The 26,402-nt window shown below is 48.8% G+C and carries 19 protein-coding genes, 3 rRNA genes and 2 pseudogenes; 9 read left to right on the top strand and 15 right to left on the bottom strand.

Translation table 11 applies throughout. From position 1 onward, the window contains the following. The first annotated feature begins 309 nt into the window (after positions 1-309). Entirely contained in the window at positions 310-585 is a 276-nt protein-coding gene (locus MJO57_RS03360) for a hypothetical protein (protein ID WP_252022950.1), read from the top strand. On the opposite strand, the gene rrf is transcribed toward MJO57_RS03360, so the two are convergent. The 11 genes and pseudogenes from rrf to ftsY form a co-directional block, all read right to left on the bottom strand. Further along, a 5S ribosomal RNA gene (rrf, locus tag MJO57_RS03355) occupies positions 574-689 on the bottom strand. The two genes, MJO57_RS03360 and rrf, sit on opposite strands and share 12 nt — an antisense overlap. 181 nt (positions 690-870) lie before the next feature. Then, positions 871-4,370, bottom strand: a 23S ribosomal RNA gene (locus MJO57_RS03350). A 346-nt stretch (positions 4,371-4,716) separates the two neighbouring features. Beyond that, positions 4,717-6,269: ribosomal RNA gene (locus MJO57_RS03345) — 16S ribosomal RNA — on the bottom strand. Together the 16S, 23S and 5S rRNA genes form the textbook arrangement of a ribosomal RNA operon. 628 nt (positions 6,270-6,897) lie before the next feature. Then, positions 6,898-8,169, bottom strand: coding sequence for a group II intron reverse transcriptase/maturase (gene ltrA / locus MJO57_RS03340; RefSeq protein WP_252022949.1), 1,272 nt, complete (start codon positions 8,167-8,169; stop codon positions 6,898-6,900). A gap of 760 nt (positions 8,170-8,929) precedes the next feature. Next, positions 8,930-9,412 (bottom strand): IS1595 family transposase, encoded by a 483-nt coding sequence (locus tag MJO57_RS03335; RefSeq protein ID WP_252026893.1) that lies wholly within the window; start codon positions 9,410-9,412, stop codon positions 8,930-8,932. After that, positions 9,381-9,869 (bottom strand): transposase, encoded by a 489-nt coding sequence (locus MJO57_RS03330; protein WP_252018524.1) that lies wholly within the window; start codon positions 9,867-9,869, stop codon positions 9,381-9,383. The genes MJO57_RS03335 and MJO57_RS03330 overlap by 32 nt, the downstream gene beginning before the upstream one ends. A 118-nt stretch (positions 9,870-9,987) precedes the next feature. Further along, positions 9,988-10,842 (bottom strand): RNA polymerase sigma factor RpoH, encoded by an 855-nt coding sequence (rpoH, locus tag MJO57_RS03325; RefSeq protein ID WP_252022948.1) that lies wholly within the window; start codon positions 10,840-10,842, stop codon positions 9,988-9,990. A gap of 137 nt (positions 10,843-10,979) precedes the next feature. Beyond that, entirely contained in the window at positions 10,980-11,759 is a 780-nt protein-coding gene (locus tag MJO57_RS03320) for an ABC transporter permease (protein WP_252022947.1), read from the bottom strand. Continuing rightward, complete coding sequence (locus MJO57_RS03315) at positions 11,750-12,055, bottom strand: hypothetical protein (protein WP_252022946.1); 306 nt, start codon at positions 12,053-12,055, stop codon at positions 11,750-11,752. Before MJO57_RS03315 ends, MJO57_RS03320 begins: the two co-directional genes overlap by 10 nt. Continuing rightward, positions 12,052-12,721 (bottom strand): annotated as a pseudogene (gene ftsE / locus MJO57_RS03310) (cell division ATP-binding protein FtsE). Before ftsE ends, MJO57_RS03315 begins: the two are co-directional and overlap by 4 nt. Positions 12,722-12,824: 103 nt before the next feature. Then, positions 12,825-14,136 (bottom strand): annotated as a pseudogene (gene ftsY / locus MJO57_RS03305) (signal recognition particle-docking protein FtsY). A gap of 300 nt (positions 14,137-14,436) precedes the next feature. On the opposite strand from ftsY, the gene MJO57_RS03300 reads away from it, so the two are divergent. Next, entirely contained in the window at positions 14,437-15,951 is a 1,515-nt protein-coding gene (locus MJO57_RS03300; protein ID WP_252017330.1) for an IS66 family transposase, read from the top strand. Here the strand turns inward: MJO57_RS03300 and MJO57_RS03295 are convergent, their stop codons facing one another. Beyond that, complete coding sequence (locus tag MJO57_RS03295) at positions 15,952-16,398, bottom strand: hypothetical protein (RefSeq protein WP_252022945.1); 447 nt, start codon at positions 16,396-16,398, stop codon at positions 15,952-15,954. It lies immediately after the preceding gene. Here MJO57_RS03295 and rsmD point away from each other — a divergent pair. Both rsmD and MJO57_RS03285 read left to right on the top strand, forming a co-directional pair. Next, on the top strand, positions 16,388-17,011 hold the full coding sequence (gene rsmD, locus MJO57_RS03290) for a 16S rRNA (guanine(966)-N(2))-methyltransferase RsmD (RefSeq protein WP_252022944.1): 624 nt from the start codon (positions 16,388-16,390) through the stop codon (positions 17,009-17,011). The two genes, MJO57_RS03295 and rsmD, sit on opposite strands and share 11 nt — an antisense overlap. A gap of 265 nt (positions 17,012-17,276) precedes the next feature. Continuing rightward, entirely contained in the window at positions 17,277-18,371 is a 1,095-nt protein-coding gene (locus MJO57_RS03285) for a malate dehydrogenase (RefSeq protein WP_252022943.1), read from the top strand. 25 nt (positions 18,372-18,396) lie between these two features. Here the strand turns inward: MJO57_RS03285 and MJO57_RS03280 are convergent, their stop codons facing one another. Further along, entirely contained in the window at positions 18,397-20,001 is a 1,605-nt protein-coding gene (locus MJO57_RS03280) for an NADAR family protein (protein ID WP_252022942.1), read from the bottom strand. A gap of 123 nt (positions 20,002-20,124) precedes the next feature. Here MJO57_RS03280 and MJO57_RS03275 point away from each other — a divergent pair, with 123 nt between their 5' ends. From MJO57_RS03275 to MJO57_RS03265, 3 genes are all read left to right on the top strand, one after another. Then, positions 20,125-21,582, top strand: a complete 1,458-nt coding sequence (locus MJO57_RS03275; protein WP_252022941.1) for a coniferyl aldehyde dehydrogenase — start codon at positions 20,125-20,127, stop codon at positions 21,580-21,582. 313 nt (positions 21,583-21,895) lie between these two features. Then, on the top strand, positions 21,896-22,378 hold the full coding sequence (coaD, locus tag MJO57_RS03270) for a pantetheine-phosphate adenylyltransferase (RefSeq protein ID WP_252022940.1): 483 nt from the start codon (positions 21,896-21,898) through the stop codon (positions 22,376-22,378). Between the two features lie 67 nt (positions 22,379-22,445). Next, on the top strand, positions 22,446-22,694 hold the full coding sequence (locus MJO57_RS03265; protein WP_252022939.1) for a YfhL family 4Fe-4S dicluster ferredoxin: 249 nt from the start codon (positions 22,446-22,448) through the stop codon (positions 22,692-22,694). A gap of 78 nt (positions 22,695-22,772) precedes the next feature. On the opposite strand, the gene MJO57_RS03260 is transcribed toward MJO57_RS03265, so the two are convergent. Continuing rightward, positions 22,773-23,357 (bottom strand): FMN-dependent NADH-azoreductase, encoded by a 585-nt coding sequence (locus MJO57_RS03260; RefSeq protein ID WP_256493317.1) that lies wholly within the window; start codon positions 23,355-23,357, stop codon positions 22,773-22,775. Between the two features lie 77 nt (positions 23,358-23,434). Between MJO57_RS03260 and MJO57_RS03255 the strand changes: the two genes are divergently transcribed. Both MJO57_RS03255 and MJO57_RS03250 read left to right on the top strand, forming a co-directional pair. Then, a complete protein-coding gene (locus MJO57_RS03255; RefSeq protein WP_252019824.1) occupies positions 23,435-23,878 on the top strand; it encodes a winged helix-turn-helix domain-containing protein in 444 nt (147 codons plus the stop codon). Positions 23,879-23,886: 8 nt separating this feature from the next. Further along, positions 23,887-24,504: an IS630 family transposase gene (locus tag MJO57_RS03250; RefSeq protein ID WP_371924858.1), complete on the top strand. Its 618-nt coding sequence runs from the start codon at positions 23,887-23,889 to the stop codon at positions 24,502-24,504. Between the two features lie 169 nt (positions 24,505-24,673). Here MJO57_RS03250 and MJO57_RS03245 read toward each other — a convergent pair whose 3' ends face one another. Next, positions 24,674-26,035 carry an ISNCY family transposase gene (locus MJO57_RS03245; protein WP_252017318.1) on the bottom strand — a complete coding sequence of 454 codons (1,362 nt, stop codon included), beginning with the start codon at positions 26,033-26,035 and terminating at the stop codon, positions 24,674-24,676. Positions 26,036-26,402 lie beyond the last annotated feature (367 nt).

The following is a 26,402-nucleotide window of genomic DNA, read 5'->3' as shown; positions in this document are numbered from 1 at the left end:
CATCAGCAGGTTGAACCCTGCGCCCAGAAAAATAGCGCTTTCTGTTATTGCCCAGTAGTGGCTCAGTCGTAGCATTGGAAGCCGGGGAAGTGATCAAAGCAGCTTGATTTGATACAGGGGTTGACATAGGTGAGTACGGATATTTCTACTTAATCGGCCAGATTATGCCTTTATGGCGCATTGATACTGACCAGATAAACCTCCCATAGTTCAATCATAAAGCCGAAAAAGTAAGCTTAAAGCAAACAAGTTCTACAGCTAACAACCGGGAAGGATGTTTGGGCATGATCAACACCGAATTCCAGTTTGTTGATTAAAAAGCCACTGACAATATCGTGCATTTTTTCCGGCTTTGAAAAACAAATTGGCATCAGCAATTGGGATCAAACAAAAGCAAACCGTATTGGCGGGAAAATAGAAGGACAGCTGCTGAATGCAGAAACCTATGAGAATCTGATGGAAGCTGGAGCAGAGAAAAATTTGGCCAGAATCCGAACTGATTCCGTATCTGACCACATACACAAAAGGCCTCCATTAAGGAAGCCTTTGTTTTTACCGCATTTAAAATTAAGTGCCTGGCGATGACCTACTCTCACATGGGGAAACCCCACACTACCATCGGCGATAAGTCATTTCACTGCTGAGTTCGGGATGGGATCAGGTGGTTCTAACTTTCTATGGTCGCCAGGCTTATCTGGTTGTCGGTTAACAGTGAACAGTGAACAGTGAACAGTTGACTGTTATCAGTTATCACTATTAACCAGGAATCCACTATTTAAGCTTTATATTCTTGCACGACACTCTACATGTATGGCTTTAACTGTTCACAGTAAACTGTCTACTGTTTACTGGAGATCGCTTTGGCGTTATATGGTCAAGCCGCACGAGTCATTAGTATTGGTTAGCTCAATGCCTCACAGCACTTACACACCCAACCTATCAACGTCATAGTCTTTAACGGCTCTTCAGGGGCATCTAGTGCCCAGGGAAGTCTCATCTTGAAGGGGGCTTCCCGCTTAGATGCTTTCAGCGGTTATCCCGTCCGAACATAGCTACCGGGCAATGCGTCTGGCGACACAACCCGAACACCAGTGGTCCGTCCACTCCGGTCCTCTCGTACTAGGAGCAGCTCTTCTCAAACTTCCAACGTCCACGGCAGATAGGGACCGAACTGTCTCACGACGTTCTAAACCCAGCTCGCGTACCACTTTAAATGGCGAACAGCCATACCCTTGGGACCGGCTTCAGCCCCAGGATGTGATGAGCCGACATCGAGGTGCCAAACACCGCCGTCGATGTGAACTCTTGGGCGGTATCAGCCTGTTATCCCCGGAGTACCTTTTATCCGTTGAGCGATGGCCCTTCCATGCAGAACCACCGGATCACTAAGACCTACTTTCGTACCTGCTCGAGATGTACCTCTCGCAGTCAAGCGTGCTTGTGCCTTTACACTAACCGTACGATGTCCGACCGTACTTAGCACACCTTCGTGCTCCTCCGTTACTCTTTGGGAGGAGACCGCCCCAGTCAAACTACCCACCACACAATGTCCCCGATCCCGTTTCGGGACCCGGGTTAGAACCTCAATATTGCCAGGGTGGTATTTCAAGGTTGGCTCCACGATGACTGGCGTCACCGCTTCAAAGCCTCCCACCTATCCTACACAAGCAACATCAAGATCCACTGTGAAGCTGTAGTAAAGGTTCACGGGGTCTTTCCGTCTAGCCGCGGATACGCTGCATCTTAACAGCGATTTCAATTTCACTGAGTCTCGGGTGGAGACAGCGTGGCCATCGTTACGCCATTCGTGCAGGTCGGAACTTACCCGACAAGGAATTTCGCTACCTTAGGACCGTTATAGTTACGGCCGCCGTTTACCGGGGCTTCGATCAACCGCTTCTCTTGCGATAACAGCATCAATTAACCTTCCGGCACCGGGCAGGCGTCACACCGTATACGTCCACTTTCGTGTTGGCACAGTGCTGTGTTTTTAATAAACAGTCGCAGCCACCTGGTATCTTCGACCAGCCTCAGCTTACGGAGCAAGTCCGATCACCAAAGCCGGCGCACCTTCTCCCGAAGTTACGGTGCCATTTGCCTAGTTCCTTCACCCGAGTTCTCTCAAGCGCCTTGGTATTCTCTACCTGACCACCTGTGTCGGTTTGGGGTACGGTCCCTTCTGACCTGATGCTTAGAAGTTTTTCCTGGAAGCATGGCATCAATCACTTCAGTTCCGTAGAACCTCGTCATCAATTCTCGGCATTCTCAATTAAGAGAGCGATCCGGATTTGCCTGGATCCCTTGCCTACTATCTTAAACGCAGACAACCAACGCTGCGCTGACCTAGCCTTCTCCGTCACTCCGTCGCAGTCAGAAGGGGTACAGGAATATTGACCTGTTTCCCATCGATTACGTCTTTCGACCTCACCTTAGGGGCCGACTCACCCTGCGCCGATTAGCGTTGCGCAGGAACCCTTGGTCTTCCGGCGGGGGAGCTTCTCACTCCCCTTGTCGTTACTCATGTCAGCATTCGCACTTCTGATACCTCCAGCACACCTCCCGATGCACCTTCAACGGCTTACAGAACGCTCCTCTACCGGTTCAGTAGACAGTTGACAGTAGACGGTGGACGGTTTTGCCTTGAGTCATTGGTGACTTTTGTGCAAATTCGTTAGCATTTTGGCAATTGTCTGGTATTCAGTTTTCAGGTGTTCCCACTGATTTTTCGATGTATCCGAGATCCAGTGAGTATCTGATCCATACTCGCATTTCGTCGGCTGATCCGATGGCCATTAATAAGAACCTTCGAAATTCAGCTTTTGAAATACTCATTTTGCCATAGCCTTCAGCAACATTTGCGCATATGCCTTTACTGGCTCTGCGCATTTGATCAGCAAGCCCACGCACTTGTTCATGCTTTGGAAAGTCAAATGTTAGCTTATGAACTTCAAGTGAAGTCCGATACGCTTTTTTGAAAACTTCCAATTGCTCAAAACCTTGCATGACTTACTCAACAAACTGTGTACTGTCCACTGTCAACTGCCCACTGAACCCCGTAGCTTCGGTGAACAGTTTGAGCCCCGTTAAATCTTCCGCGCGAGCCGACTCGACCAGTGAGCTATTACGCTTTCTTTAAAGGGTGGCTGCTTCTAAGCCAACCTCCTGGCTGTCTGGGCCTTCTCACATCGTTTCCCACTTAACTGTTACTTTGGGACCTTAGCTGACGGTCTGGGTTGTTTCCCTTTCCACGACGGACGTTAGCACCCGCCGTGTGTCTCCCGTGATTGCACTCATCGGTATTCGGAGTTTGCATGGGGTTGGTAAGTCGGGATGACCCCCTAGCCCAAACAGTGCTCTACCCCCGATGGTGAGACACGAGGCGCTACCTAAATAGCTTTCGAGGAGAACCAGCTATCTCCGGGCTTGATTAGCCTTTCACTCCTATCCACAGGTCATCCGCTAGCTTTTCAACGATAGTCGGTTCGGTCCTCCAGTTGATGTTACTCAACCTTCAACCTGCCCATGGATAGATCGCCCGGTTTCGGGTCTACTCCCAGCGACTGTTGTTCCGAAGAACACGCCCTATTAAGACTCGGTTTCCCTACGGCTCCCCTATGCGGTTAACCTTGCCACTGAAAGTAAGTCGCTGACCCATTATACAAAAGGTACGCAGTCATCAGTGGACAGTTGACAGTAGACGGTGAACGGTTCAGGAAGTGCCTGTTTCTGGCTCCCTGTTCCATTCCGACGTTCTATCATCCAGCGACGGTGTTTCAGCCTTGCAGTCAACCGTGCTTTTGCACATTAACTGTCTACTGTCCACTGTCAACTGTCCACCGACTCCCACTGCTTGTACGTACACGGATTCAGGTTCTATTTCACTCCCCTCAACGGGGTTCTTTTCGCCTTTCCCTCACGGTACTGGTTCACTATCGGTCAGTCAGGAGTATTTAGCCTTGGAGGATGGTCCCCCCATGTTCAAACAGGATTTCACGTGTCCCGTCCTACTCGATTTCACAATGATTGGCCTTTCGTGTACGGGGCTATCACCCACTATGGCGACACTTTCCAGAGTCTTCCACTAAACCAAAAATTGCTTAAGGGCTGGTCCCCGTTCGCTCGCCGCTACTGGGGGAATCTCAATTGATTTCTTTTCCTCCGGGTACTTAGATGTTTCAGTTCCCCGGGTTCGCCTTCCAAAGCCTATGTATTCAGCTAAGGAATAACGGCTTATGCCGTTGGGTTTCCCCATTCGGAAATTCCTGGATCACAGCTTGTTTATCAGCTCCCCAAGACTTATCGCAGATTACCACGTCCTTCATCGCCTCTGACTGCCAAGGCATCCACCGTGCACGCTTAGTCACTTGACCATATAACCCGAAGCAATCTGTTTCAGGTCCGCTTCCCGCCACCCGCTACCTGCGGCCCGTAAAAGCAATGGTAAATAACTACCTTAACGATCTTCAGTCATCAACTGGTCACTGTTAACTGACCACTGACAACTGAACGCCATACACATTAGCTATTACCTTTCGGTAATTAACTTGAGAGTGTCTCAGCAAGAATTTTCTTTAAAAGACGCACGTCTTTTAAATCAATTCAGCTTAACTTGGATTCCACATTTTTAAAGAACAATGACTTATAAAACTGCGAATGCAGTTTTATTATCAAACAATTCGTGTGAACGCTTATGGACGGCGGTTGGTTAGTATCAATTAAGGAGGTGATCCAGCCCCAGGTTCCCCTAGGGCTACCTTGTTACGACTTCACCCCAGTCATGAATCACTCCGTGGTAACCGCTCTCCCGAAGGTTAAGCTAGCTACTTCTGGAGCAACCCACTCCCATGGTGTGACGGGCGGTGTGTACAAGGCCCGGGAACGTATTCACCGTGACATTCTGATTCACGATTACTAGCGATTCCGACTTCATGGAGTCGAGTTGCAGACTCCAATCCGGACTACGATGCACTTTCTCAGATTAGCTCCACCTCGCGGCTTGGCAACCGTCTGTATGCACCATTGTAGCACGTGTGTAGCCCTGGCCTTAAGGGCCATGATGACTTGACGTCGTCCCCACCTTCCTCCGGTTTGTCACCGGCAGTCTCCCCAGAGTGCCCACCATCACGTGCTGGTAACTGAGGACAAGGGTTGCGCTCGTTGCGGGACTTAACCCAACATCTCACGACACGAGCTGACGACAGCCATGCAGCACCTGTCTCTGCGTTCCCGAAGGCACCAATCTATCTCTAGAAAGTTCGCAGGATGTCAAGGCCAGGTAAGGTTCTTCGCGTTGCTTCGAATTAAACCACATGCTCCACCGCTTGTGCGGGCCCCCGTCAATTCATTTGAGTTTTAACCTTGCGGCCGTACTCCCCAGGCGGTCTACTTATCGCGTTAGCTGCGTTACCAGTCGTACAAGACAACCGACAACTAGTAGACATCGTTTACGGCGTGGACTACCAGGGTATCTAATCCTGTTTGCTCCCCACGCTTTCGTACCTCAGCGTCAGTATCAGGCCAGAGTGTCGCCTTCGCCACTGGTGTTCCTTCCTATATCTACGCATTTCACCGCTACACAGGAAATTCCACACTCCTCTCCCGTACTCTAGCCACCCAGTTTTGGATGCAGTTCCCAGGTTGAGCCCGGGGCTTTCACATCCAACTTAGGTAGCCGCCTACGCACGCTTTACGCCCAGTAATTCCGATTAACGCTCGCACCCTCCGTATTACCGCGGCTGCTGGCACGGAGTTAGCCGGTGCTTCTTCTGTGAGTAACGTCACAGCTCGCGGGTATTAACCGCAAACCTTTCCTCCCCACTGAAAGTGCTTTACAACCCTAGGGCCTTCTTCACACACGCGGCATGGCTGCATCAGGCTTTCGCCCATTGTGCAATATTCCCCACTGCTGCCTCCCGTAGGAGTCTGGGCCGTGTCTCAGTCCCAGTGTGGCTGATCATCCTCTCAGACCAGCTACGGATCGTCGCCTTGGTAGGCCTTTACCCCACCAACCAGCTAATCCGACGCAGGCTCATCTGATAGCGAAAGGTCCGAAGATCCCCTCCTTTCCACCGCTCTTGAAGAGCTAGTGCGTATGCGGTATTAATCCGGATTTCTCCGGGCTATCCCCCACTACCAGGCAGATTCCTACGTGTTACGCACCCGTCCGCCGCTCGTCGGCAAAGAGCAAGCTCTTCCCGCTACCGCTCGACTTGCATGTGTTAGGCCTGCCGCCAGCGTTCAATCTGAGCCATGATCAAACTCTTCAGTTTAAATCGTTTTGTCATTTTATTCCGAAGAACAAAACAACGGCTCAATGTCACAATTAAACGTACATGAATTTACAGGTATGTTCGCTTGATCAATTAAGCATCTTAAAGTGTTCAAAGCCGAAGCTTTGTTACCGATGCCATCGCACAAGCGCCCACACGAATTGTCTGATATCTTGTTAAAGAACCTGATTAAGTCGTTGAGACTTAATCTCTAACCGGCGATGTTGCCGATCAGCGAGGCCGCTATCATACCGAAGCAGCTTTCGTTGTCAAGCTCTCGTTTTTCCGAGGAAGAAAGTAGCTTTCCAACTCACTGACGTTGCCACTCAAGCCCTGTCAGCGGAGGCGCATACTACCGCGCCGGTTTGATTTGTCAACCGGTTGTTTTTCATTCAATCCAAATAACCTGTTTTCAAACCGCACTTCCCAGTCAGCGATGATGATTCATTCCGCTGATCCGTGGGCAACCGTTTCCGGAGTTCCCGTGGAAGAGCAGCGCATTGTACGCAGCTCAGGATAAAAATCAATACACAGCAATTTTGAATTCATAATCAGGTAAGGCGGGGCGATTAGCCCCGTCCTTCCTACAGAACCGTGCGTACGGGCCTCGTACACGGCTCCTGCACTCTTATATCCCTATATCAGGGACGAAAACGCCCGTTTCAACCCTTTCCAGATTGAACAGTTTCAGCTCATCGAACCAGCTGTTCTTCATGGCAAGGTGCACCAACGGACTCGCCGCATTTCTCCATGAACGCATCTTGATGTATTTGAACGGTGGCTTATATCCCAGCTGTTTTAGCCGCCTATGCAGCTTGGCCGGTTTCTTCCACTGTTTCAGCTGTATACATCGAAGTCTGCGCCTGACCCAACTCATGACTCCCTTCAATACACTGCGACAATTGGCTATCTTGAAGTAGTTGGCAAACCCTCTCAGCACCGGGTTCAGTTCCTTGATGATCGTCACCAGATTACTGCCCTTGTTGCGCTTCGTTATCTGCTTTACCCTTGCCTTCAGTTTCTTGAGCTTCTTTTCCTGTATGCGGGTATAGCCGCTGTAGATTTCCACTCCCAGAAATTTCACGCCATCACCACTGTGGGCTATGTGCGTTTTATTCCGGTTCACTGTCAGCTTCAGGTCTTCTTCCAGTACTTTGACCGCCACTTTCAGCGCATTGTCTGCCGCTGACTTTGAGCCACACAGGATCAGTATGTCATCCGCATAGCGCACAATCCGATGATTGCGACGCTTCATCTCCTGATCAAAGGCATCAAGATACACATTACTGATCAGAGGACTGATAACCCCACCCTGTGGGCTGCCTACTTCTGTGGCATCCAGTTGGTCACCAATCATCACACCGCTTTTCAGGAACATCCTGATCAGGTTCAGAATGCTCCCGTCGGCCACTTTCTGTCGGAAGGCTTTGATGATGATCTCATGGTCGAGCCGGTCAAAACACTTCGACAGATCCATATCCACTACCCAGTGCCTGCCATACTCCCGTATGAACATCGTCGCCTTGGTAACGGCTTGCTGGCCACTTCTCTTTGGCCGGTATCCATAGCTGGATGGATGAAAGTCCGGATCAAAGATCGGGGTCAGGATATCCAGTAGAGCCTGCTGGACTATCCGGTCTCTCACTGCGGGAATCCCCAGAAGACGCATTCCGCCGTCTTCCTTCTCAATCTCCACCCGTTTCACCGGCAGTGGTTGATAACGTTTTTCCCTCAGTTCAAGTAACAGCTGCCTGAGATTACCATCCAGATTCAGGGCAAAGTCGCTCAGGCTCTGCCAGTCAATACCAGCCGCGCCATTCGCTCTCTTCACCTTTTTAAACCCGTTGTACAGTGCCTCCATTGAGAGCAGGCGACCATACAGGCTGTAGTAAACTCTCACAACTCACCGTCCCGCGTCGTACAGATGACGTATTCCTTTCTCTGTGGTCAGGTTATTCCCAGACTTTCACCAGCGTTCTAGCTCAAGGCAATCTACCGGCTACCTGTCTGGTACTCCTTTATACAGTTCTGTCAGTCAGCATGGTCGTTCCCGACCCCACCGGCTGAAGATACCAAGCAGCTTGTGCATCCACAAAGTCATTCCTACGCTCTGGACGCTCTTAAAGAATGCTTCACCCCTTCGCAACATCTGCCGCTTTTGACGACAAATGTCCCACAGATACCAGACTGTGATCACTCCGGTTTTGCCCTCCAGACGGTTGCCCGCTTTCACAGGCCGGAGTTTCAACACTACTACGGGCTCATCTGCCACCTCACACCACTGCCACCCTTGAGTTTCCTCTTGCGATAACAGCCCCGATGATTCAGGGATTGATGCCAGGCTTCCCCAGTTACTAAACGGATCCCTGCCAGAAATTCCACCCTCTAACACTTGTCGGGACTGACTGAGTATTGGGCGTCGCGCTATTTCGCACGCTTGCCGCTCCCGACCTGCCGAATCAGGTTCGCTTACGCTGTGTACCTCTGACTTCCTATGGCTTCCTTCAGACGGGGTCGCCCAGACCCTGCCGTTGGCCAGCAACGCCCTTGCCATTTGGATTACCTTCCCCTCAGTCGGGGTGGTTCAGGCTTCTTTCAGCCTGACGGGTTTGCCCGCTTCGCTGGGCAAACAAAAAAGGCTCTTTTCCAATTCCAGACTGCTATGTAACCAGCAAGTTGACTAAGGGCTGAAGAAGACTTTTGCCTCTTCGGCCAATATTATGCAAAAACTCAAAAAAGCCAAGGTAAAGGGGTAAAGCCTCTTGGGATATTCCCCTGTGAGGCCTTAGCCACGAGCGTAGAAGTGACCAAAACCCCTCCATAGTATTAACATGCACCTCGTAAATACCGTCTTTGTCATCATCACGAGCATACTCACCTTTGCCGTGACAGACCGTTTTATGTCTGAAGCCCCAGCTTTCAAGGTCATCATAGATGTTGTATTCATCGGTATAAATCTGGCTCTGTGGGGCTACGTGTTTCTTGATAAATGGTTCGATTGTCGCCTTCTTAACGTTCGACAGCATGTTGATAATGACCTGACCTCCCCTTTGAATCATTCCCAATACCGGCGGTTTGTCTTTTTCAAGAGTCCCACGGCCCGGAGCGCCTTTAAGCCTTCTTTTTCTCGGTGGACGATCCAGATTTTTTTAATGCTTCAGGGTGTCCCTTGTGACCAGCTACAATGTAGACCTCGTCGAATTCAACTTCGCCATCAAGAATCACTTCAGGCTTTCGGTCAACAACACCATTTCGTAAGACTGTGGTCATATGGTGTGCATCACTGACACACAGATCAAGTTCCTGAGCTATCTGGCTGTTGGAGACGTTCAGCCCCATTAAATAGAGACAGGCAATCCAGACTTTGAGTGGTCGGTGGTGTCCTGCGAAAACCGTATTTGTCAGGTCATCGAAGTAGCGCTTACAGGACTTACAGTAATAGTGCTGGCACTCTACCTGCACATTGTCGTGTCCATTCTTTTTGACATTCTCAGAATCACAGTGCGGACAGAGAACAGTGCCATCTGGCCAGCGGTTCTCACGGATCATCTCAAAGCAGGTGTCATTACTGATGATATCTGAGATTCGGCCTATATTCATGGTCAATGCTGGCGATGGCTAATTATATCCACCAAGGATAGTTCAGCAGTTCGGAATTCGAAAAGAGCCACAAAAAAAGCCGCTATTCAGCGGCTTTATTCAGAACGTTTTATCTACTTCAGGCTTCCATAGAACCTTTCAGCTTTTTCATCGCATTCTTTTCCAGCTGACGTATGCGTTCAGCTGAGACTCCATAGGTATCGGCCAGCTCATGCAGTGTTGCTTTTTCTTCTGTCAGCCAGCGTTTTTGCAAGATATCCCGGCTGCGTTCGTCCAGCTGTGCCAGAGCACTTCTCAGCTGGGAAATTGAACTGTCGGACCAGTCGGCATCTTCAAGCAAAGCAGATGGATCTGAGTTATGGTCTTCCAGATAGTAGGCAGGTGCCTGATAAGCAGTATCGCTATCATCATCCGCATAGCCATCGAAAGCGGTATCCTGGCCAGCCATTCGGCCTTCCATTTCACGAACCACTTTAGCCTCAACACCCAGATCTTTGGCTACGGCATCCGCTTCATCATTGGTTAACCAGGACAGACGTTTTTTAGCGCTGCGCAGGTTGAAGAAGAGTTTGCGTTGTGCTTTGGTGGTCGCAACTTTAACAATGCGCCAGTTGCGCAGAATAAATTCGTGTATCTCTGCTTTGACCCAATGCACAGCGAAAGAGACAAGCCTTACCCCAACCTCAGGGTTAAAACGCTTCACCGCTTTCATAAGGCCAACATTGCCTTCCTGAATCAAGTCCGCCAGCGGCAGACCATAGCCGGAATAACTTTTGGCAATGTGAACAACAAAGCGAAGGTGAGACATGACCAGCTGGCGAGCCGCTTCGAGATCATTATGAAAGAAGAGGCGTTCAGCAAGATTTTTTTCCTGTTCAGCAGACAACACAGCAATACTACTAACTGACACAACGTACGCATCAATATTGCGGCCAGGAACTAACATATCGACTGGTTGAAGACTGGTGCCCATACTGACTCCGTCAAGATACCCTCTTAATTGATTGGACTCTATTAAAGTAGCTGAAGTTCAAACTAATACTAATAATAACAACAGTTAGCTCTGTAATCGCTATCGACTTTACAGGACATTTTCTTACTTTACACCGACTAATCCGGTACCAGAACCTGAAAATGTCGATAACAACTGCTTATTGCCCCCAGCACACCAAATGCTATTCCGAAAAGCAGCAATGAGCCTAAAATACTAAAACCGGGGTAGGATAATACCATTTCACTACTATACAGTCCGGCAATTTTCATCATTTCATGACTCAAGACAGACAATAATGAAAAAACTATAACCTGAGCCAGAACAGCACCCATCACGCCATACCAAATCCCCATATAAATGAAGGGCATGGCGATAAAGCCCCGTGTCCCACCCACCATACTGATAATCTTGATTTCATCACGTCGGCTTTCAATACTCAGACGCACGGTATTGCTGATCACCAAAACCACGGTAAGCCCAAGAATACCACCCAGCATGAAAGCGAAGCGTTCAAGCATCGTTAATATGGTCTGAAGCCTCTGCACCCATTGCCGATCCAGACGAACCTGGTCGACTCCGTCCATTCGTTGAAAATAGACTAACGCCTCATCCAACTGTTCAAAGGAAGCCTCATTGACAGGTCGCAGCTCAATCACACCAGGTAATGGGTTAAATCCAAGTTGGGCAATCACATCCTGCAACCCGGCCTGTTGCTGAAAGTCATTCACCCCCTGTTCAGGCGATATGTAGACGACCTCTTTAATGAGAGGGTTCTCACGGTAATCAGCAAGGCGTTGATCAATAGTTTTCTGACTAACCCCGTGATTGAGGTAAATTGAGATTTTAGGATGTCCATCCCAGGTCGCCCCAAGTATCTGCACATTACTCACCAGCACGACAAGTAACACCGGCAGGGAACAACAGCGATCAGCAAACTATTTAACAGACTTGCCACAGGGTTCTTAAGCAGACGATTCAGCGCATCCTTACCCACCTGCCGATGCAGACTAAACAGCGAATGCAGCGTCAGGGTAGCGGCCTCCTGACGGTTAGCCCCCCTTTTGTGAATCTCTTTATGGACAAAACTTCCTGCATACTTTCCAGCAGCTTTTCCCACACCAGCCTTTCCATCCACTGCTCGCTGGCGGCGGCCATCTTGCTGATGCCTGTTGTTCTTATTGAACAGACTCACTGAACCTCCTGGTCTGCAACCAGCCTGCCATGATCCAGAGTCAGGATACGGTGTCGCATTCGAGCCACCAGCGCCAGGTCATGGCTGGCAATCAACACGGTAACCCCCACCTGATTGAAGCTCTCAAACAGCTTCATGATTTCGGTGGACAACTGCGGATCAAGGTTACCGGTCGGTTCGTCCGCCAGCAGCAAAGCCGGACGATTCACTACCGCCCGCGCCAGACCAACACGCTGTTGCTCTCCACCGGACAAGGCAACCGGAAACAATTTTTCCTTGCTTAATAACCCGACCATATCCAGCGCAGCCCGAACCCGACCAGCACAGTCACCGGGAGAATAGCCTGCAATCAGGAGTGGTAAAGCGACATTATCAAAAACGGTACGATCGAATAGCAACTGGTGGTCCTGAAAAACCACACCGATATTGCGTCGGAGATAAGGAATTCGACTATTCTTAAGAGCCCGCAGGTTATGACCTCCCACCCAGATCTGACCTGCACTGACCCTCTCAAGAAGCATGACCAGCTTCATCAGAGTGCTTTTTCCTGCACCAGAGTGGCCTGTCAGAAACGCTATTTCACCCCTTTCCAGGTGAAAACTGATCTGCTCAAGGCCAACATGACCTCCGGGGGTAACGTTTGCTGACACCATCAAAGCGAATCATCCAGCTGTCCTTACTCTATTCTTTCGTGGATGTTACTCATGTCCACAGTATGAGCGGATCAAACCGTCTAATGAATGCCATTTGCCGCTCATTACCTGCTATATCAACCTTCTTGGGAGAACAGTGCTTTAACAAATTCCTTAGCCGAGAACGGTCTCAGGTCATCAATCTGTTCACCCACGCCCAGGAAGCGAATAGGTAGTTTCATCTGTTTGGACAGCGCAAAGATCACCCCCCCCCTTGGCGGTACCATCCAGTTTGGTCAGGGCCATTCCGGTTAGCTGCACCGCTTCATGGAACAGGCGGGCCTGACTCAGGGCATTCTGTCCGGTTCCGGCATCCAGCACCAGCAATACTTCATGAGGAGCATTCAAGTCCAATTTACCCAGAACCCGCTTCACCTTTGTCAACTCCTCCATCAAGTGATCCTTGTTGTGGAGACGACCGGCGGTATCGGCAATCAGGACGTCAATATTGCGTGCTCTTGCTGCTTCGAAGGCATCAAAAATAACAGAAGCGCTGTCAGCGCCGGTATGCTGGGCAACCACCGGAATTTCATTCCGTTCACCCCAAACCTGCAGCTGCTCAACCGCCGCAGCACGGAAGGTATCGCCGGCGGCAAGCATAACCTTACGCCCTTCAGACTGAAATTTATGGGCCAGTTTGCCTATAGTGGTGGTTTTACCCACACCGTTAACGCCCACCACCAGGATCACAAAAGGTGTGTCCTGCTTCGGGATGACCAGTGGTTGATCAGCAGGCTCAAGAATATCAGCAAGCTCGGATTGCAGCGCAACCATCAGGGCATCCGCATCATCCAGCTCTTGGTACTTAACTTTCCGGGTCAGTTTTTCAATAATGTCAGTGGTGGCTTCAACCCCCACATCGGCAACCAGCAACTGAGTTTCCAGTTCATCCAGAAGATCATCATCAATCTCCTTTTTACCAATGAACAGTTCTGCAATGCCTTCGACCAGAACGTTACGGGTTTTGCTCAACCCTTGACGCATCCGGGCAAAGAAGCCACCTTTGGCTTCAGGCTTGCTCTCTGGCTCAACAGGCACTTTATCTGGCTCAGCAGCCCGGGGAATTTCAGCTGCAGCAACCAACGGAGCTTCTTTTTCAGATGCTTCAGATGCATTGTGGACGAGTTCATCCAGAGACGCTTGATAGACAGGCTTATCTTCAGGGCACTGAACGACCTCAGGTAAATCGTCAACAACACCAGCTGAAGATTCAGCAGCCGACTCTGGAGTAACACCGGGGGTTTCTACAGAAGATACAACGTCTTCTGCTGCTTCAGGCTCCGTTTTTGACACCACCTGCTCTTCAGAAACTTCATTCCGGGTGTGTCGACCCCAGGGCCAAAAACGGCGTTTGGCTTTTTTCTCATCGTCTTTGCGCGAACCGAACATAGACTACTTCAATAACCTTGGTGGGAGCGCCTGATGAATATCAGATTGTCGTATATATAAAGCCTGTCCGGAGCGGTTTCCGTAAAAGCCAATAAAAAAGCAATGACAATCAATCATGCAAGCTATGGATAATCGCTTATCCTATCTTAATTCAGACTGTCACGAAACGAACTTTCTTCGGGTAAATAGCCATGATCTCATAAACCCGAATGTAACTGTTCAGCACCCCCACATAAATCTGGAATTTTCTGATTTTTATACCATCCTCTTAAGCACCATTTTTCCACAATATTCGCCAGCATGATTCCAGAACTACCCGCAACTATGTCGGCTGAGATTCTCTTGAAAGAGAATGCAGAGCTGCGGATGAGAGTTGCCTGTCTGGAAGAGCGATGTCGAGAATTGGAAGAAAAGGTTGGCAAGAACAGTCAAAACAGCAGCAAGCCGCCATCGTCTGATGGTTATCAAAAACCTTGTAAAAACAGTAATTCTCCAGATCATTCTGACGACCTTTCCGCAGATAAAGGTACCGATCCATCGGATGAAAAACCCAATCCTAAAAGTCTGAGACAGTCTTCTGGTAATAAAGCCGGTGGAAAGAAAGGGCATCAGGGCACTTGTCTTAAACAGGTCGATATCCCTGACTATATTGAGTACCTTCCGGTTAAAGAATGCAATAAATGTCAGGCGTCTCTTCTTGATAGTGAGCCGGTCAAATATATTGAACGACAGGTGTTTGAACCAGGGAGACCGGGTGAATTTGAAGTAACGGCCCATAGAGCTGAAGTAAAAATCTGCACTTGTGGTTGTCGGAATCAGGCTGAATTCCCGGAAGGTGTTACCGCTGCCGCACAATATGGCTCAGCCACACAGGCTATGGCCGTCTATCTTAACCAATACCATTTCCTGCCTTTTAAGCGCGTGTCAGAGTATTTTAATACTCTCTATAAAATGAGTGTAAGTGCAGGCACTGTCGCCAATTTTGTGGCCAGAACCTATGAAAATCTGGCTTCTACTGAAGAGGTTATTCGTGACGCCTTGCGGGAATCGTCTGTTGCCGGAGCCGATGAAACGGGTATGCGGGCCGAGGGCTCTTTGCACTGGCTACACGTTATGCGGGATGAACAATGGACGCTCTACTACTTGTCTGAAAAGCGAGGTCGTGAGGCCATGGACACGATGGGCATACTGCTAACATTTGCAGGCGTTCTGGTTCATGATCATTGGAAATCCTATTTTGCATATGCGGCAACTCACGTACTTTGCAATGCCCATCACCTGAGGGAGCTTTTGGGTGTTGTTGATAGGGACAGCAATCAACTGGCGTTGCGATTGATGAAGCTACTGAGGCTTTCCTGGCATTACTGCAAGGGCTTTAAGACCATAGGTATGCTACAGATGCCAAGTGTTGTCTGTGAACGAATCGAGAAGATTTATGACCGGTTGCTTCAGCGGGCTCTAATGAAAGAAGTCGTCTATATGGAGAAGCAACGAGAGGAGCTTAAGCGCAAGAAAGTCAAGAATACTAAAGCTTACAATCTCTTCAAACGACTCACTGAGTTCAAGGCTGAGACACTGCGCTTCATGTCAGATTTTACCATTCCCTTCGATAACAATGGCAGTGAGCGGGATGTTCGAATGGCCAAGTTAAAGCAGAAAATCTCAGGCTGCTTCAGGAGTGCAGACGGTGGTTCTATGTTTGCACGGATTCGCAGCTATTTGTCGTCTGCCAGAAAACAGGGAATGGACATATATCAATCACTTCATAGAGCTGTTCGGAATTACTGTAATATGCCTTTGCTCAGTGCTGAATAGTTACAAATCTTTCATCGATAACCCAGCAATACTTCTGAACTTCATCGGCATACGAATATCTGATAGAAACATTCGCACGGCTGCGCTTTTCAACCCGTCCGTCACCCTGCCTTCAACACAGCCAACATCGTAGTTCAGGTGGGTACCTGTTGAGGCTTCCCGCTGGTTTCCGGAGTCAATATCCGGTCTTTGGCCATTCACTAAATTTTGATATGAGGAATTAACGCATCCAACGTCCATTATATACACCTGCAATAGTTGATTATTTTTTTGTTCAGACTCATTGAGACAAAAAATTAGTACAAAAGTTTCAAATAATAATCTCCAAGGCACGCATACAGGCGTTTGTCCCACAAACCAACCGAATTCCCCATGATTTATTGACCAATTGTCAGTATGATTTCCGACCTTTTCATTCCACCAACGGAGCCGATTGATGCCCGGCAAAGCCAGACACTCAAAACCTCACCCACATAATGGTTCAACACCTACCCCTGGTGGTCAGCTGCGGATTATTGCGGGCGAGTGGCGAAGCCGTAAATTACCCGTGGCCAATGTGCCAGGCTTGCGCCCCACATCTGACCGGATACGAGAAACAGTGTTTAACTGGCTGACCGTGTTTACGCCAGGAGCCAGGGTTCTGGATGTATTCAGTGGCACCGGTGCGCTGTCGATAGAAGCACTTTCCCGGGGCGCCTCATCAGCAACGCTGCTGGAGAAAAGCCCGGTTGCGGCAAGCACCTTGAAGAATAACCTCGCACTGTTAAACGCTGAGGGTGCCAAGGTGGTTGAGACTGATAGTCTCAGCTGGTTAAACCAACCGGCTGAAACCGGTTTTGACCTGATTTTCCTGGACCCACCTTTTCGGATGAATCTGCTGGAACCTGCATGCCATCTGCTTGAAAGCAATGGCTACCTGAATGAGCACAGCCGCATTTATATTGAGGTAGAAAAAGAACTTAACCCTTTACCCATCCCCAAAAACTGGCAGCTGGAGAAAAGCAAGACTGCCGGGCAAGTAAGCTTCAGCCTCTGGTCTCGCATTAAAAAACAAAAATAACCAACGTCTTACATATGGACTTGCCGAAATGATGTCAGTAATCTGTGCACGGCTGATCTTTATCAAATAAACAGTACGTCTGAACCCTGTATTATCCACTGGCCTACCATTCAGGATGCCGTGGGCCGGATGTCTCTTTTACGACTGTTCAGTACAATTTTTAGTACAAGAGCGTACAAAAAGCTTCCACAAAAAATGGCTCATGGCGATTTGGACGTATTGCTAATCCAAGAACCAATCTGACAACTCTAAGGAGCAGTTCCCCATGAAACAACCCGTACGAATTGCGGTCACAGGTGCAGCTGGCAACATCAGCTACTCTCTGCTGTTCAAAATCGCGGCCGGTGAAATGCTGGGGCCTGATCAGCCTGTGATCCTGCAACTGGTTGAAATCCCACAGGCTATGGACAAACTTCGTGGCGTTGCCATGGAGCTGGAAGACTGCGCCTTCCCACTGGTTCACAGTATCAGCCTGCACGACAATCCGTTTGATGGTTTCCGTGGCATTCATTACGCCATGCTGGTCGGTGCCCGGCCCCGTTCCAAAGGCATGGAGCGCGCCGACCTGCTGGAAGCCAATGCGGTTATCTTTGCCGAACAGGGCAAGGCTCTGAACGACGTGGCTAACCGTGATGTTAAAGCTCTGGTGGTGGGTAACCCGGCAAACACCAACTGCCTGATTCTGTCCCGCAATGCGCCAGACCTGGCGCCATCCCAGTTCTGTGCCATGACCCGTCTGGACCACAACCGTGCACAGGGTATTCTGGGCAACAAGCTGGGTGTAAACCCTGCCGATATCGAAGGTGTCTGCGTGTGGGGCAACCACTCACCAACCATGTACCCTGATCTGCACCACGCCCAGGTACTGGGTGATGAAGCCGCCATCGATATGATCGATGAACAATGGTACAAGGAAGAATACACACCCCGTATCCAGAAGCGTGGCGCTGAAATCATCGAGTGGCGTGGCCTCTCCAGCGCCGCCTCCGCCGCACAGGCCGCCCTTGACCATATGCGTGACTGGGCCCTGGGCAGTGATGGCCGCATCGTGTCCATGGGTATTATTTCCGATGGTAGCTACGGTGTTGCCAAGGGCATCTACTACTCTTTCCCTGTCGTTTGTGAATTTGGTAGCTACCAGATTGTTCAAAACCTTCACATTAACGACTACGGTCAGCAAATGATGAAGAAAACCGAACAGGAGCTGTTAGAAGAAAAGGCAGCTGTAGATCACCTGCTGCCTAAAGAAACTGCTGCCTCCCGCGAAGAGCTGAGAACGTCCGGCCGCAGCGGTCAAACTGAGTTTGATGCTGGTATTGATATCAACGAGGTTTATTATCAGGCAAATCGTATTTGCTAATTCACAGGGCATCTTGATGATGCTGCTAGTAAAAAGGTTCGCTTGCGAACCTTTTTCTATTTCCGGGAAGCTGGCCGGGAATAGCGCCCGTAGCCACCACTCGCTCTATCGAACCATGCAGTAGTCCGGCATAATATTCACTCCTGACTTGCATTAACAGCCTGCCCAGCCGATTCTCTCCGGTTCTGCGCCTGCCCAACCCCCAGTATTCGTCGTAGGGACTCTTCTCATAGAGGAAACAAGTCTGCGAGCGTTCCAGGGTTTCACAAAACTCAGGGCAGCTCTCAACCTTTGCCCGCAGAGCTTTGAGCATAACCTTATCCTTTATTGAATCCCATTCCTCACTGCCAAATCGAAGGTCAGCAGAGCTGTTTTGCACTGCAGCACGAGCCACTTGCTTGGCTGACTCTGGTTTTTTTGCTGCCCGGATTTTTTCCCACCCTGAGGATTGATAATGAAATTTGCACGCCTGAAAATAATGTTCAACTGACCGCCACTCAAGCCCATCAATAGTTAAACGTGCTGTTGTCGAACACCAGAAATTTGAGAGCTCGCCCCATTGCTCATTTACCCGAAAAAATCCACAGAATTCTTTATCTTTTTTATTCTTTGCTTTTCGTTTTTCATTCGTGTCTTCATGGAGAAAATAATCATAATGTGGGTGAAGATAATGGGTGACAAAATCTGTAAACACCGGCTTCTCCCGGGCATCCATATGGATTACCGGTTCGACCCAGATGATCTTGGCAAAACCACTACTCGAATCCCCGATCCCATCAACCTCTTGCATTTTTATCCGCTGATCAGAAAGTATCTCCCGAATAATCGATTTATAGATGCTCGACTGACGTTGATTATCGTGTAAATCCGTCAGCTGCCTGGTGAAAATTATATGGCTGATCTTTTCTAATCGGGCATTCTCCAACACGCTTGCCAGTTCCTTTTTACACTGGTTTTGCCAGCTCTCTGCCTCCATGTCCTCTGTTGCATCACTGCCGGTTGATGCTTCGACCTCTCTGACATGATCCTTTGCCAGCAACAGCGTCCTTTGCTTTACCGGAACGCCACTTACCTTGGCCTCTACATCAGCTTGGTTTACTTTTAGAGTATCTACAGCACTTACCCTTATCTCTTTTCCTGAACCATTTCTGGCCAATATACGGTTGGATTGAAATTCCTGGTTTTCAGGCCATCCACAGGATGGCGTGAATGTTGCCAGAGTACATATCCCAATTGAGCAACTCTGGCCAGGTCCATCAGCAACAAACGAAGGGTCACTGTATAAGAAATATGCAGCCGTGGGGGCACCACCAATGGTGTACCACTCCTCCAGCTCAGGAACTGATGGTGTAGACTGCATTGGATCAATACACGATCTACCGACAGCAGAAGTAATGGTTTTTGTATGAAGAGCGGAATGTCCGCTAACGCTCGCCATTTGCCGTTGCTTCTGATCAGGCGGCAAGCCTCCTGGAGCGATTGTTACTCTTCTATCGCCAGCCATCCCTGTCACCGGTTGTTGTTGCGCCTGAAGCGGAGAGAACCCACAGGCTTGACTGAACAATAAGTCATCACGTACTGCATTCGACACAAACTGCTCCTTGAAGTTATTGGAAATTGTTTGTACCAATGTAGTTCACTTACTGGTCATTCAAGTTTTTTTTCAGCTACGGAGTCATTTTTTCTTTATGAATTCACGTACACTCTCTGAGAAGATAACCCGATCAATAGCGGACTTATCAAGGAAATAATTATGACAATAATTGAAACCATCGACTCAGAACAAAATCTGGCAGTCCGTCCAGCCACACTCCCCTTGCCGGATCTTCTGTCCCTTCAGCGCCAGGCTTTTCTGAAAGACCCTAACCCCGGCTACCAGGAAAGGGTAGCCCGACTGAAATCCCTTGAGACAGCATTACTGAATCATAAAGATGCTTTGCTGTCAGCTTTAGATGAGGATTTTGGTGGCCGGGCCAGCAGCGAGTCTTTACTTACTGAATTCATGCCGAACCTGGGCAATATTCATTACACGCTCAAGCGACTCAAACAGTGGATGAAACCCAGCAAGCGAAAGCTGAGCCCTCAGCTACTGCCTGCCTCGGCAAAAGTGGTTTACCAACCATTGGGCGTGGTCGGTATTGTGGTGCCCTTTAATTACCCACTGTTCCTTTCATTGGGACCATTGCTGACCACTCTTGCCGCAGGCAACCGGGCGATGATCAAGATGTCGGAGTTCACACCAAAAACCTCGGAACGGGTTGCCCAAATGATTGAGCAAGCATTCCCCAGGGATCTGGTCACCGTCGTTTGCGGTGATGCACAAGTGGCAACCGAGTTTACCAGCCTGCCCTTTGACCATATTATTTTCACCGGTTCTACTGCTGTCGGTCATCATGTCATGCGAGCCGCAGCAAATAACCTGACCCCGGTAACACTGGAGCTTGGCGGTAAATCACCCGTTATTGTCGATAACGATTTTCCGATACAGGAAGCGGCTGAAAGAATCTGCTATGCAAAAGCCCTGAACGCTGGTCAGACTTGCGTAGCACCGGACTATGTACTGGTAAAAAATGACCAAAAGGCAGCCTTTATTGAGCACTACCTGAAAGCCTTTCGCAAAATGTACCCAAAGGTCAACGGCAACCATGATTACACCGCCATCATCAATGACCGCCACCACCAGCGTTTACTGAAATTGCTTGACGATGCCAAAGCTCAGGGCGCAATCATCCATAATCCGGGCAATGAAGACATTGACGACGGTAGCCGTCGAATACCGATCCACCTGATCGAAAACCCATCCGATGGCATGGGCATTATGCAGGAAGAAATTTTTGGTCCTCTGCTACCCATCATTGGCATCGATAGCCTTGACCAAGCCATTCAGTTTGTTCAGCAGCGACCCAGGCCTCTGGCGCTCTATTACTTCGGCTCTGATCCGAAAAATCAGGAAACCGTATTGGCACAAACCCACTCTGGCGGTGTATGCATTAATGAGTGTCTGTTCCACGTCGCTGTTGAAGATATGCCTTTTGGTGGCATTGGCCCATCAGGTATGGGGCACTACCATGGTTACGAAGGTTTCCAGACATTTTCCAAAGCAAAGGCAGTACTAACTAAAGGCAAGTTTAATAGTGCCAAATTGATCTTTCCTCCCTATGGTGGCTGGCTGCAGAAAAAAGTGCTGGCGTTTCTTTCTGGCAACAAATAATTCTAACCATTAACATCTGGCTGCCAAACCGGGAGCCAGAAGCTTCATCAGACAGGTAGTCATCCCGCTCCTATCCCGGTATCGGGCACAAAGCAAGAAAGCGTCTGATTACCCAGCCATTTGAACCCTTCTGACTATTTCGTTAACATGCCCTTTTACTAGAAAAAGGTCACCATAGTCGCAGATCAGCGGACTGCTTCACCGGGAGTCTGTCCAACAAATTACAAGACAGTTTTCTGATGAAATGCAGAATTCCTGCTGTTTATTGTCACCCTGACCTGTTGCTGGATTTGTGGCCGGAGAGTCATTTTTAATGATCAAGGTAATCTATCCTGGTACGTTTGACCCTATCACTAAGGGCCATATGGATCTTGTTGAAAGAGCGGCCAGGCTATTTGATACAATCGTTATTGCCGTTGCTGAAAGCCCCAGGAAAAGGCCATTATTTGATCTGGAATCCCGGGTCAACCTTGCCAAAGAATCAACGGCTCATTTACCAAATGTCCAGGTGACCGGATTCAGCTCTCTGCTCGCAAGCTTTGTGGAAGAGCAGCAGGCCCAGGTTATTCTCAGGGGATTAAGAGCCGTTTCTGACTTTGAATATGAATTTCAGATGGCCAATATGAACCGGGTACTGGCGCCGAAAGTAGAAAGCCTTTTTCTGACACCTGCTGAGCAATACTCCTATATTTCCTCCACACTGGTTCGGGAAATTGCATCCCTGGGTGGGGATATTTCCAAGTTTGTGTCGCCATGTGTTCAGAAAGCACTGACAGATAAGTTCAACGAAAACTGAGACACTACCGGTCTGTTTTTGTTTTCACCTGCCTGAAGCAAGCGAAGCTGAATTCCAAAGGTCACCTATGGCTTTAATGATTACTGACGATTGCATTAACTGCGACGTCTGCGAACCGGAATGCCCAAATAGTGCTATTTCACCCGGGGAAGAGATTTACGAGATTGACCCTCTACTGTGCACAGAGTGTGTTGGCCATTATGATGAGCCTCAATGCCAGCAGGTTTGCCCGGTGGACTGTATTGCGAAGAACCCGGACTGCGAAGAGGCTCAGGATGAGCTGATGGAAAAATACCTGATCATTACTGCCGCCTGACGATGAGTCATAAGATGAGTCGCAAAAGTATCATTGCTTTTGCGACAACCGGGGCCTTTTTTGACTCACCGCAGCCCATCATGCAACGAGGCTATCTATTACTTTCTCTGCATCATTGATTGCCTGCCCCTTGATATCATCTCCCATGTTAAGCCCCTCTGCATAGACAAACTCAACATCCTGAATACCAATGAAACTGAGAAAGTGTCGCACAAGGGCCGTCTGTGTATCGTGTTCAGTACCTGCATACTGCCCACCCCGGGCAGCCATGATGTAAGCTTTCTTGCCTGCCAGAAGCCCGACCGGACCCTGCTCGGTATATTTAAATGTAACCCCAGCCCTGGCAATAAAATCAAACCAGGACTTCAACGTTGACGGCAAACTGAAGTTATACATTGGCAACCCAATGACCAGAACATCAGCAGACCTCACTTCCTCTATCAGGAGATCCGAAAGGGCTGTCATCTCCACCTGTCGATCATTTTTCTGATCTTCAGGGGTCCCAAAACCCATCACGATTTCAGCATCCAGGTGTGGGATTTGAGCGATAGCCAAATCTCTCATTTTATGCTGAGTGTCAGGATTAACTGTCAGAAAACGCTGAACAAACTTCTGTGACAATTGAGTTGACTGCCCATGCTCACCAAACAGGCTACTGTTAATTTGCAGTATTAATCTGCGACAATTATAGGTAACTATTGACGTATGGTATTATCCTCTACCTTATAAATGAGGTAGTAATGAACAACATTGACGGACGCAGACTTTCCGATTCCATCAGGGAAGAAATTCGATTCAAAGCCATAAAAGACTGGCATTCTGGCATGAATCCTACAAATCTTGCTCGAAAGTATGGCACCTCAAGAAAAATCGTCTATCAATGGATTGATCGTTATAACCAAGAAGGCTGGGATGGCCTGAAAACCCGGACAGGTAAAACTGGACCCAAGCCCAGGCTATCGCAAGAGCAGGAACAGCAGCTTAAGATATTACTGAGAACTCGAACTCCTATTGATTATGGTTACCAGACGTCACTGTGGACGAGCCAAATCATCACCACTCTGATTGAAAAGACCTTTCAGGTTAAATACGTTCCTTCTGGAGTTGCCAGGCTCTTGAAACGCTTGGGCTTCTCTCCACAAAAGCCTCGCTGGGGAGCGTGGGAACAGGATAAAAGAAAGTAGAAGAATGGCTGAACGTCCGTTACCCGGCGATACTCCAGCAGGCAGAAGAGCAAGATGCAATCATCTTCTTTCTTGATGAATCTACAGCAAAATCCGAGTGTCACCGTGGTCGAACCTGGGGCATAAAAGGTCTAACCCCAGTTGTAAAAACAACAGGCTCCAGGCATCGGTTAAACCTTATTTCAGTTGTGAGTTCAGAAGGTTGCCTGAGGTACAAGACATTCACCGGGAAAATGGATCGGTTTATGTTTGTTAAATATCTAAAGTCACTGGTTCGCAGCGTTGATAAGCCAGTGATCATAATCACTGATGGACATCCTGCACACCGAGCGAAGTATACGAAAGATTACGTAGAACAAGAGCCGAAGTTGCTGGGCCTACACTTGCTGCCAAGCTATTCCCCGGAGCTGAATCCTGATGAACAGGTCTGGAATCACCTGAAAGAAAAGCTTGGAAAAACCGCTTTGAAGACCAAAGCTGACTTTATAGATTTCATTCGCAGCAAAATGAGAGCACTGCAAAAAATGCCAGAAGCGGTAAAAGGTTTCTTCAGGTTGCATAACACAGGTTATGCCTGCAGGCAGTGTTACCTAGTTCTCGTCCAAAAACGCATCAGGCAATCATAATTAGATTGTACGTGCGTTTTGATATTTCCTGAAATTCCAGAGAGCCGCAAAAACTCTTCCCTTTTTTTCTCTAATCTGGGACGGATATTGGAGAAAAACGCGAAAAGCAGGCAGAAAACATCCTCCCACCATGCTGGAAAGGTACTTTCATGTAGCGTGGAGGTGGCTATCAGGATGGTGCCGGGTGTCTGGCCAGAATCACCAGGTTGTAACAGACCACCGATAACCAGCAATGAGAATCAAAACGCTCAGAACCCTTGCAGTGGCAACGTGATAGCCCAAAACATCTCTTTAGCCACGAAATTCCCGCTTCAATACCTGCCCGGAAGCGAAAGAGCGTTTTATACACATACTGACTTTTAGTCATCTCTTCGACTTCAAGTCCGCGCTTCTTATTAAAAGCTACATCGCTGATTCCCATGGCCTTGGCTTTTTCCAAATTAGCGCGACACGCGTATCCGCCGTCACCGCTTGTCTGGCGAGGTACACGACCATAAATTTCTTTTTGTCTTTCCATCATCGGAATGAATTGGTCCGAATCCGCTGGGTTACCTTCCTCAATAACCAGGTCCAGGATCAATCGACTTTTTCCCTGAACCAGGTTCAGTTTATGGCCATACTGTACTTGCCGCCTGTCTTTTACGATGATATCCGTATGGGGTTCATACAGGCTAACCACTTTTTCCTGGGCTGGCACCTTTTCACCCTTAAAGACCCTGCGCTCTGTCTGGGAGACTATTGCATCCACCAGGGGTAACAGGTGATCCACATCGGCCTGCCACTTGTCGGCATCATCAGCCAGGAGACACTGCCCCTGCTGACGGGCGTTTGCTAGCGTGACAGTAGCTTCGATAAGTACCTTCCGGGATTTTCGGGTCAACTGCAGCAGTTTTTTATAATGCTGATGCCGCTCTTCTTTGCCAGCGTAGATGCATTTTCTGGCCGCATCTTTTACGGCTCGGTTGTGATGGGTATATTCATAAAGCGGTGTCGCTGTCAGTGTTTGTCCCCGTTCCAGCAGCCGACAAATTTCTTTAACGGAACTGGCTAAAAGATCACTGTCGCAAGGAGGTTTGATATCCGATTCGGTGACTGTGCTGTCAATAGCCACAGTGCGCCCTTTTTCAATACCCTGATCTTTAGCGGTCATTAGCTGACAGTTATTAATCCGTTCCCATGTAGATGCAGTAAGAAGGCTGATGAGCCCATGCAAACTGGAGCGACTGGGGCGCTGGTTTGGTTCGAGGCGACAAAAGTCTCGAAAGAGCATGGAGTCCATCAAAACAAACGACAAGTAGTCATAATCACAATTCAAATACTGTTTCAGGAGTGCCGCACGAAGAACGGATTCTGCTGATAGTCCGTTCCGCCCAGTGTTCTGTTTATCACCAGAACTTAAGTCCTCATAAATCCAGTCATTGAACTGTGGATGGGCGTCAAGCCATTGCGAGATACCGGAAAGCTGGGAGCAGATTTCATGAGGTACGTAATGGAGTTCCATACTACACTGCGGGTTGCGTTTTTTGCGCATTTGGAGTCCTCTGTTTTTGGCAATCCCTTATGTTTCTTGCTCTTGGGAAGTTTAGTCGCCAGATAGCAGTAGGGCTCCACTTAATTTTTCAGGATAAAATCTACAGTTTTCAATTGGTTGTGTTTTTGGACGAGAACTACCTATAATAGTCATAAATCAATATAGTGTTTCTGGCAAAGCAGTTTTTGAGCTTTTTCCTTCGTGCAACGCCAAGCCAAAATCTGTGCCCGTGGTTTGGCAGTAAATTTCAGCTTTGTCGTTTACCGCAGCTTTTCTGTTCGTCAGGGCTTCATGGCCTCTGCCATGAACAGAGAAAACATAGTTGGGTGCCGGCCTTCAGGCTCACGAGCGGCGAGTTCGCGCACAA

Source organism: Endozoicomonas sp. SCSIO W0465 (assembly GCF_023716865.1).
Classification (GTDB): Bacteria; Pseudomonadota; Gammaproteobacteria; order Pseudomonadales; family Endozoicomonadaceae; genus Endozoicomonas.
This window is presented reverse-complemented; position numbering and strand designations above follow the sequence as displayed.

Bases quoted from the DNA above. Each gene is read 5' to 3' on its own strand.
- MJO57_RS03330 (WP_252018524.1), bottom strand. From the start codon at position 9,869: ATGAATATAGGCCGAATCTCAGATATCATCAGTAATGACACCTGCTTT.
- rpoH (WP_252022948.1), bottom strand. From the start codon at position 10,842: ATGGGCACCAGTCTTCAACCAGTCGATATGTTAGTTCCTGGCCGCAAT.
- MJO57_RS03300 (WP_252017330.1), top strand. From the start codon at position 14,437: ATGATTCCAGAACTACCCGCAACTATGTCGGCTGAGATTCTCTTGAAA.
- rsmD (WP_252022944.1), top strand. From the start codon at position 16,388: ATGCCCGGCAAAGCCAGACACTCAAAACCTCACCCACATAATGGTTCA.
- MJO57_RS03285 (WP_252022943.1), top strand. From the start codon at position 17,277: ATGAAACAACCCGTACGAATTGCGGTCACAGGTGCAGCTGGCAACATC.
- MJO57_RS03275 (WP_252022941.1), top strand. From the start codon at position 20,125: ATGACAATAATTGAAACCATCGACTCAGAACAAAATCTGGCAGTCCGT.
- coaD (WP_252022940.1), top strand. From the start codon at position 21,896: ATGATCAAGGTAATCTATCCTGGTACGTTTGACCCTATCACTAAGGGC.
- MJO57_RS03265 (WP_252022939.1), top strand. From the start codon at position 22,446: ATGGCTTTAATGATTACTGACGATTGCATTAACTGCGACGTCTGCGAA.
- MJO57_RS03255 (WP_252019824.1), top strand. From the start codon at position 23,435: ATGAACAACATTGACGGACGCAGACTTTCCGATTCCATCAGGGAAGAA.
- MJO57_RS03245 (WP_252017318.1), bottom strand. From the start codon at position 26,035: ATGCGCAAAAAACGCAACCCGCAGTGTAGTATGGAACTCCATTACGTA.